Source organism: Corallococcus terminator (assembly GCF_003611635.1).
GTDB classification, from domain to species: domain Bacteria; phylum Myxococcota; class Myxococcia; order Myxococcales; family Myxococcaceae; genus Corallococcus; species Corallococcus terminator.
In genome coordinates this window covers 1-579 of the sequence record NZ_RAVZ01000775.1, presented here as the reverse complement: position 1 = coordinate 579, position 579 = coordinate 1, and the positions used below count along the sequence as shown (strand labels likewise).

Sequence of the window (579 nt, the reverse complement as noted above, 5' to 3'; positions counted from 1 at the left end):
ACCTGGGGCCGCATGCGCTGTACCGGGCGGGCGCGGGCCTCCGGGTGCTGGGGCGCCTGGGGGTGAAGCCCCAGGGTGGCGTCCCGGGGCAGACAGGCCGCTATGCGCTGCACGCGGGCCGGCTGCACACGCTGCCTCAGGGGCCCGTGACGCTCATGACGACGGACGTGTTGTCGCTCGCCGCGAAGCTGGAGGTGGCGAAGCTGCTCGCGGGGCTGGCGCGCATCGACACGGATGCGCTGGGCCACCTGTCGACGCGGGAGTGGCTGGACACCCGCCTGGCCCGGGAGGACAGCCGGGCCCTCGTCGCGGCGCTGGTGCGGGTGGCCACATACTGCGCGGACCATTCCGCGCTCAGCGCGCAGGCCGCGGTGGCGCAGGTCCAATGCGCGACCGCCGCCAACGTGCTGTACGTGGACGGAGGGTGGAGCACCCTGGTGGACGCGGTGGCGCTCCAGGCGCGCGAGGCCGGAGCCCGGGTGGAGCTGTCCGCGCGGGTGGAGGCCGTCGTCCTGAAGGGGGAGGGCGCTGGCGCGCGGGTCGAAGGGGTGCGGCTCGCGGACGGCACGGTGCATGCCG

1 protein-coding gene is annotated in these 579 nt (G+C 75.6%); it reads left to right on the top strand.

Translation table 11 applies throughout. The features are described 5' to 3' along the window. Positions 1-579: FAD-dependent oxidoreductase (locus D7V88_RS42075; protein ID WP_208726783.1), on the top strand; the 579-nt coding region annotated here is incomplete at both ends.